Genomic DNA, 7,498 nt, shown 5'->3' with positions numbered 1-7,498 from the left:
TGATTTTAAATCACCCTAACCTTCCTTCAGTCTTGTCTTATGGTACTCTGGCTGCTTAAAAACTGTCCGGAGTATTGTCCCATGAAATAGGGGAGAAAATCTCAGACGCACCCTACAACACAAACTAGAATCATCGTGCAAACTCATAGGCAACATTCGTGATGCGGCCCCGCCAGTAGGGAAATAGCGAGCCATCAGGCAGTTGCCACGCCACCTCACCCGAAAGCGGAATCCGCATACCGTCTCGCAATTCGTAGTCCCAGAAACGGCCTTGCCAGGGCGCAAACACCACTCCCCCGTTAACTGTACGGGCGCGGGCCTCGGCGCGGACAGTGGCGATTAGCCCTGCTTCATCAAAGCGGAAATCCAGGGAAACAGCGGTGTCGCCATCCTGTAGCGTTGCTCTGGCGGAAGAATTGTCGATCGCCTCCCAGCGAACACCCTGACTCGGCAGCAGTCTCGTCGGATACCAAGCAGCCTCCGCGAAAAAGCGCATCAGTTCCCCTTGTGCCGCTTCTGGGGTGCCGCGGATATCCGCCAGAGTCACCAGGCCCAGCAGCGCCGCATGGAGGATGCCTTCGCCAGAAATGTAGGCATCATGAACGAACGCATTGATACCGGGCATCATGGCAATTCGCCCGTCCCAATCAAAGCCAGGGCGCTGAGTAATTACCAATTGAGTTGAGGTGAAGGCGCTCCATTTTTCTGCGGTTTCGCTCATGTTAAACGTGCCTTCGTGGGAAACCCGCGCTGTTGCAATTAGCGGTTGTCCATCCTTGAGCACCGCACGAAAGTAGCGCTGCACGGGCTGGGGTAAATCGGCGATTTCCCGCGCATCAAATGTGAGAGGTTTAATCGGCAAGCGTGCAGCTTCCAGATTGGCTCGCAGTTCCTTGGTACCCAGATGCCAGCGGTATGCTCCAAGGGCGATCGCCCCAACAATGCCAACTACTAGCGCGAGAATGATTAGTACGATCGGCGATCGCCACATGGTGATTCCTCTTGATAGGTAAAAACAAGTTAATCAAATGCGAGTCTTAAACCCATCTACCCACTACAACTCTCAGCGTTCCATCTGCCAAAGTTTCCTCTTCTTCAACATTAAAACCCTCTGACTGCACCGCCGCCATCAAACTTTTGCGCGCGTATTTTTGACTAATTAAATTAACAAATTCCTGCTGATTAATTCGAGCGCCCCAAAAATCCGCCACCAATTCGTAATCCTCTTCGCTGCGGCGAAAACCCAAATCGTAACCATTGGATTGCCGAATCACGTACTCCGCATTAGTTTTGTCACCGCGATAACCCCGTACCTGCACATTGCACTCTACTTGATAACCCAACTCTTCCAACACTTGATGTAGCAGTTCGCCGTTCTTGATCTGAACCTTGATAGTTGTGAAGTGTGACATATCACTTTCGGATTTTTGTGTGAAACGCTGATTTGATTATAATACTATCAAGTGCAACAGTCAATAAGTTAGAAATGGCGCTCTTAAACCAGGTTTGAGCGTCAGCGAAAGCAGCCAGGTTACAAGCTTCCGGATTCATCTGTGCAGAAATTAAAAACATAGTATCCGATAACAATTCCCCAGATTCATCCGTGAGTTCGCTTTCTTCAATCCTCCAATTCTTCAAATCTAAAATTTAAAATCTAAAATCCTATGATGGCCGATAATCCTAACCAACCCAGAGAATATGATGCCGTCCTCGGCGGCCAAAGTCAAATCCCGATCGCCGGCGCTGTTTTGGGAGGGATCGCTGGGGTCAAGCAGCGCTTCAACAGTCCTAGTATCGAGGCTCGGATTGCCGCTGTTAAAGATGCTCCTAAATACGGAGGCGCTGGTTTAAATTTAGCAATTGAGGCGCTGCTTGACTCCGCACCAGAAGTGCAGCGAGTTGCTTATTTAATTTTGCGATCGAGGACAGAACCTCTAGTGCGCCAAGCTTTAAAAGACTTCGTGCCTTACAAGCTTTTTGACTGCATCCGCAGTGTGAAAACTGGGACAAATGTTGCGATTAGTCCCGGAGGATCTCGCACGGCGAGTTTGCACGGGAAAATAGTTAGAATTTGCGATGTAGAGACAGGAGAAATACTCTATAGTGTTGACAAGTATCCCCGCGCTCAAGAAACTTTTGTGCTTTGCCAAGAAAGCGAAGTTTTTGTGAGGAGCAGAAATACTCCGAAACACCGCGCGATCGAAATTTGGCAGGGAGGAGAATTGCAGCATACTTCCCTCGGACATGAAGCGGAAATTAGCGCAATTGTCATCAGTCCCGACAGTCAAGTTATCGCCACAGGTTCGGCAGATACTACTATCAAAATTTGGAATTTAGAGACGGGTAAGTTAATCTGTACCTTTGGCAGTCTTTTAACTTGGGGAGCTCATAAAGCAGGAATTGTTAGTCTTGCTTTTAGCCCGATCGCACAAACTCTCGCTAGCAGCAGTTCTGACGGTACAATTAAACTGTGGAACCTCCGCAGCAGAGAATGCTCCCAAACAATTAAGGGTTACGCGAATTGTCTGGCTTTCAGCCCAGACGGGCAGACTTTGGCTACTGGCGGCTGGGACAGAAATATTCAACTGCGGCAGCTATCGAATCCAGATAGTTCAATCACTTTAGCAGGGCATTTTAACTCGATAAATGCGATCGCCTTTAGTGCCGACGGACTCACTGTTTTTAGTGCTAGTGCGGATGGTAATATCAAATTTTGGAATGCCAGTACCGGCGAACATATTCACACTCTCAGCGGACATCAAAACTCTGTTACTTGTCTTACTTTTAGCAGCGATGGTGCAACTATTATCAGCGGCAGTTTAGATAAAACTGTCAAAATTTGGGGAGTTAATTGAAGAAAGAAGGAAGTTCGACAACGGATTCGCTCTACGGATGTAGCGGATGGAAGAAATAGAGAATAGAGAATAGAGAATAGGGCATAGGGAATAGGGCATAGGGAATAGGGCAGAAGGCAGAAAGAAGAGGGAATCGACCTCATGATTTTCACAAATTAAGTACCTCCTAACCATTCAGGTGCTGGCTATATTTACAAATTCCAGATTCTAGATTCCTCGGTGCGTGAATCTACGCAAACAAATATAATAAATTTACAATCCCAGTTATTGTGCAAGCCTAAAATCGCGGAACTTATTTTTGCACTACTACAAATAGTTACCGTAAAAATACCGACTGGCAGGCATTATTCAGCTTATTATCAATTTGTGAACTGTCGCCGAAAAGCCTGAGCGAGCCGCAATTTCTGAATCCTTTAAAGTAGCTTTAATATATCGCATCTGGGTCGGATGAGTATTCCTGCTAATTGTAATATTTGACTGAAAAAGTTTATGCTTAAAAGATAGGCTAGGGTTAAATATACAGTGCGCCCTAGAGTAACCATGTCACACTGCAACCAATCCATCTGTCGTTCCCGCAATCTCGCAGAAATGTGCGATACTGCTGCCAGTTGGCAGCAAAAAGCCGATCGACTAACGGTAGAATTAAATACCACCCAGGAACTGCTTCACGCAGAAATCGATCGGCTCAAACAAGCCAACGAAACCCTTCACGCCGCTGTCAGTTGTGCCCCTATTTTCCTGTGGGCAACAGACAGAGACGGCAAGTTAACCCTTGCAGCAGGGAAAGGATTAGAAAATTTGGGACTCAAACCATGTGCAACTGTCGGGCTATCGATTTTTGAAGTTTACAGCAGCCAACCAGATATGTTAGAAAATATTGCCGAGGTATTAGCAGGAAACGATCGCAATTGGAATGCCCGAGAGGGGCATTTTATTCACGAAATTCGATCGGCAGCCCTGCGAGATGGAAACGGCGAAGTTGTCGGCGCAGTTGGTGTTTCTACTGAAATTACCGAGCGCGAGCACTCCATCGCAACTCTGGAAACGGCAAATCAAGAATTAGAAGAAAGACTTCAGCTGCAGACGGCAGTCTTCAATGCAGCACTTGCCGAAAGCGAAAAAAAGTACCGCAACCTCGTAGAAACCTCCCAAGAATTGATTTGGTCGATCGATATTGAAGGCCTCTTGACTTTTGTCAATTCCGCCGCCAAACGCATCTACGGTTACGAACCGCCAGAAATGATCGGACGCCGCTTCACCGATTTTTTAGTTCCCGATCAAGAAAGTAGACCAAGAGAAATATTTGCCCAACTTTTAGCGAGAACCAAACTTCAGCCACAAACAGCTAATTCTCCTTACGAAACAGTACACATTCGTAAAGACGGTACTCCCGTCCACCTGCGCGTCAACAGCATCGTCAACCAAGCTGAAAACGGCGCTATTTTAGGCTTGTGCGGAACGGCGACAGATATTAGCGATCACAAGCGATCGGAAGAAGCACTCCAAGAAGCTACAGACCAACTTCGCGCCGTTTTGGATGCCGTACCCGGACTGATTTCTTGGATTAGTTCAGATTTGCGGTATATAGGAGTCAACCAGCACTTAGCAACCTCATTCAACCTGTCTCCTGAAAGCTTTGTCGGTCAAGAAATCAACTTTCTCGACAAAGGCTCGACTTTTGGAGAACTGATCAGAAAATTTTTTGACAGTTCATCTCAGCAAACCTGGCAAGAAATAGACATTGAAATTAACGGTTTCGTCCGCAACTATTTGATAGTAGCTCAGAAATATCATCAGGGAAGCGCAGCAGTTTCCGTAGGAATAGACATTACCGACCGCAAGCGTGCGGAAGCTCTCAAAAACCAATTGATCTGCTCGTTGCAAGAATCAGAACACAAATTTCGCAGCCTTTATGAAGCCACCAGCGACGCAGTAATGTTGCTTGACGAAAAGGAGTTTTTTGACTGCAACCTCGCTACCTTAAAAATATTTGGCTGTAGCAACACAAAACAATTTTACGGCAAAAAACTGAGCGACTTTTCCCCACAATTTCAGCCTAGTGGACAAGACTCATCCAGTCTAGCAATACAGAGAATATCGACAGCAATGCAAACAGGTAGCTGTCGCTTTGACTGGGTACATAAACGACTCGACGGTTCAGAATTTCCCGCTGAAGTGCTGTTAAATGCAATGGAAATTAAGGGACGAAAAGTAATTCAAGGAGTAGTGCGGGATATTACAGATCGCAAGCGCGACGAAGATGGCATCAAAGCATCCCTCGCAGAAAAAGAAGTTCTCCTCAAAGAAATTCACCACCGTGTCAAAAACAACCTCCAAGTTATTTCCAGTTTGCTCAAACTTCAGTCACGCTACATCCAAGACAGCCACGTTAGTGAAATGTTAAAAGAAAGTCAAAACCGAGTCAGATCAATGGCCCTGGTTCACGAACAATTGTATCAATCCAAAGACTTGTCAAACATTGACTTTGCTGAATACATCCAAAATCTCGCCCACAATTTATTCCAAGCTTATGAACTTCATGCAGAAGGCGTTAAGTTGCAAACAAATATTGCGCCGTCTTCTCTTAATATTGATACGGCAGTTCCTTGCGGGTTAATTATCAACGAGCTTGTGACAAATGCCCTAAAATATGCCTTTAAAGGACAAGTTAAAGGTAAAATTAACATTGATTTCACTTTAGATAATAACAGAGTTTGCGTGCTAACTGTGAGCGACAGCGGAATTGGTTTCCCTCAAGACTTAGATTATCGCAAAGCCCGAACTTTGGGCTTGCGACTGGTCGGGTCTTTAGTCAAGCAAATCCGGGGGAAAATAGAACTGTTAGAAACTCCTGGCACGACTTTTAGAATAACCTTTTCTCAACCCAAGTTGCACTCTGAGGAGAAAAATTAGTGTCCAACAAAAAAATTCTGATCGTTGAAGACGAGAGCATCATTGCGGAAGACATTTCCGACAGTTTGATATCTCTAGGATATAGAATAACTGGCATGGTCTATTCTGGAGAAGAAGCGATTGAATCGGCCGCCAACTTGCGCCCGGATTTAGTTTTAATGGATGTTAACCTGCAAGGAGAAATCGACGGCATTACAGCAGCCGAAGAAATTCGCTTGCGCTTTCAAATTCCGGTAGTTTATCTAACAGCTTATGCCGATGAAACTACTTTGCGACGAGTACATATTACAAAACCGTTCGGCTATATTGTCAAGCCCTTTGAAGAAAAAAACTTGCACACAACTATTCAACTGGCACTCTACCGACATCAGTATGACAGCTTGACCAATTTGCCGAATCGTTCATTTTTGCGAGAAAATTTAAGTCGAGTATTAGATGGTCAAAAAGAATTGTCAGGAGTCATTCCCGTTGTCACGCTTAGCTTAGATAAAATCAACCGCATTAACAGTACCTGGGGACACGATATCGGCGACTCAGTGCTTTGCAGCATCGCCCAGCGCCTAACTAACTGCATGGACAACATTAATATTGTTGCTCGTTTGGAAGCGGCAGAATTCGCGCTGATTCTCAAACCAGTTGCAGAAAAACAGGATGTGGCTAAGATTGCTCAAAGCATTTTAGATATTGTATCCCAAGGTATGATTGTCAAAGATTGCGAAGTCTCTGTCACTGCTAGTATGGGGATCTGCTTGTATCCCGGAGACGGCACTGACGGAGATGAAATGCTGAAAAATGCTTATATAGCAATGTATCAATCTCAGCAGAAAGGCGGCAATACTTATCATTTTTATACGGCAAAGAATGCTAATTTTTTTATTAATACACTTCTTCAAGAAACTTCACTGCGCCATGCTTTAAAAAGCTCAGAATTTGAAGTATACTATCAGCCGCAAATAGAAATCAAAACAGGTAAAATTATTGGTGCTGAAGCTTTGGTGCGCTGGAATCATCCAGAACGGGGGCGAGTTTCTCCGGGGGAATTTATTCCAATGGCTGAAGAAATTGGCTTGATTGCGCCGTTGGGTGAATGGGTATTAGAGACTGCTTGCAGGCAAACTAAAACATGGCAAAGAGCAGGTTTGCCGCCCCTGCGAGTGGCAGTTAACGTGTCAGCCCGTCAATTCGAGCGCAAAAATTTCACGGAAAGAGTCAGGGAGATATTAACAGAAACTGGTCTTGATCCCAAGTGTTTGGAATTAGAACTGACGGAAAGTCTGGTTTTGCAAGACGAAATTGCAGCAGCTAAAGCTTTTACGATGTGGAAAGATCAGGGGATTAGGATAGCAATTGATGATTTTGGGACTGGATATTCTTCTTTGAGTTATCCGAAACGCTTTCCGTTTGATGCGATAAAAATAGACAAGAGTTTTATTTGCAACATTGCAGACGATCGCCAAAATGCAGCGATCACAATAGCGATTATTCAAATGGCACACTGCATGAACATGACGGTGGTGGCTGAGGGCGTAGAAAATAAGGAGGAACTTGATTTTTTGTGCGAGCACGAATGTGACGAAATTCAAGGCTATATTTTCAGTCAGGCTTTGCCAAGGTCTGAGTTTGAAGCGCTGCTGAAAAGCGATAAGTGCTGGAATTTAGATCAATTCCGGTTGCAATGCTCATGACTGTTAACTGTTGACTGTTGACAACTGACAACTGACAACTGGCTA

5 protein-coding genes are annotated in these 7,498 nt (G+C 45.2%); 3 read left to right on the top strand and 2 right to left on the bottom strand.

The annotated features are described in order from the left end of the window. Nucleotides 1-130: 130 nt before the first annotated feature. Entirely contained in the window at nucleotides 131-991 is an 861-nt protein-coding gene (locus QUA07_RS01265) for a DUF6920 family protein (RefSeq protein ID WP_333321833.1), read from the bottom strand. A gap of 46 nt (nucleotides 992-1,037) precedes the next feature. After that, nucleotides 1,038-1,412, bottom strand: coding sequence for a DUF1257 domain-containing protein (locus QUA07_RS01260; protein ID WP_333321831.1), 375 nt, complete (start codon nucleotides 1,410-1,412; stop codon nucleotides 1,038-1,040). 252 nt (nucleotides 1,413-1,664) lie between these two features. Between QUA07_RS01260 and QUA07_RS01255 the strand changes: the two genes are divergently transcribed. The 3 genes from QUA07_RS01255 (at nucleotide 1,665) to QUA07_RS01245 (ending at nucleotide 7,453) form a co-directional block, all read left to right on the top strand. Beyond that, a complete protein-coding gene (locus QUA07_RS01255) occupies nucleotides 1,665-2,855 on the top strand; it encodes a WD40 repeat domain-containing protein (protein WP_333321829.1) in 1,191 nt (396 codons plus the stop codon). A 540-nt stretch (nucleotides 2,856-3,395) separates the two neighbouring features. Next, nucleotides 3,396-5,768 carry a PAS domain S-box protein gene (locus QUA07_RS01250; RefSeq protein ID WP_333321827.1) on the top strand — a complete coding sequence of 791 codons (2,373 nt, stop codon included), beginning with the start codon at nucleotides 3,396-3,398 and terminating at the stop codon, nucleotides 5,766-5,768. Further along, nucleotides 5,768-7,453: an EAL domain-containing protein gene (locus QUA07_RS01245; RefSeq protein WP_333169516.1), complete on the top strand. Its 1,686-nt coding sequence runs from the start codon at nucleotides 5,768-5,770 to the stop codon at nucleotides 7,451-7,453. Before QUA07_RS01250 ends, QUA07_RS01245 begins: the two co-directional genes overlap by 1 nt. Nucleotides 7,454-7,498: the final 45 nt, after the last annotated feature.

The sequence above is a fragment of the Microcoleus sp. T3_A4 genome (assembly GCF_036700465.1).
Taxonomy (GTDB): Bacteria; Cyanobacteriota; Cyanobacteriia; order Cyanobacteriales; family Microcoleaceae; genus Microcoleus.
This window is presented reverse-complemented; position numbering and strand designations above follow the sequence as displayed.

Bases quoted from the DNA above. Each gene is read 5' to 3' on its own strand.
- QUA07_RS01250 (WP_333321827.1), top strand. From the start codon at position 3,396: ATGTCACACTGCAACCAATCCATCTGTCGTTCCCGCAATCTCGCAGAA.
- QUA07_RS01255 (WP_333321829.1), top strand. From the start codon at position 1,665: ATGATGGCCGATAATCCTAACCAACCCAGAGAATATGATGCCGTCCTC.
- QUA07_RS01260 (WP_333321831.1), bottom strand. From the start codon at position 1,412: ATGTCACACTTCACAACTATCAAGGTTCAGATCAAGAACGGCGAACTG.
- QUA07_RS01265 (WP_333321833.1), bottom strand. From the start codon at position 991: ATGTGGCGATCGCCGATCGTACTAATCATTCTCGCGCTAGTAGTTGGC.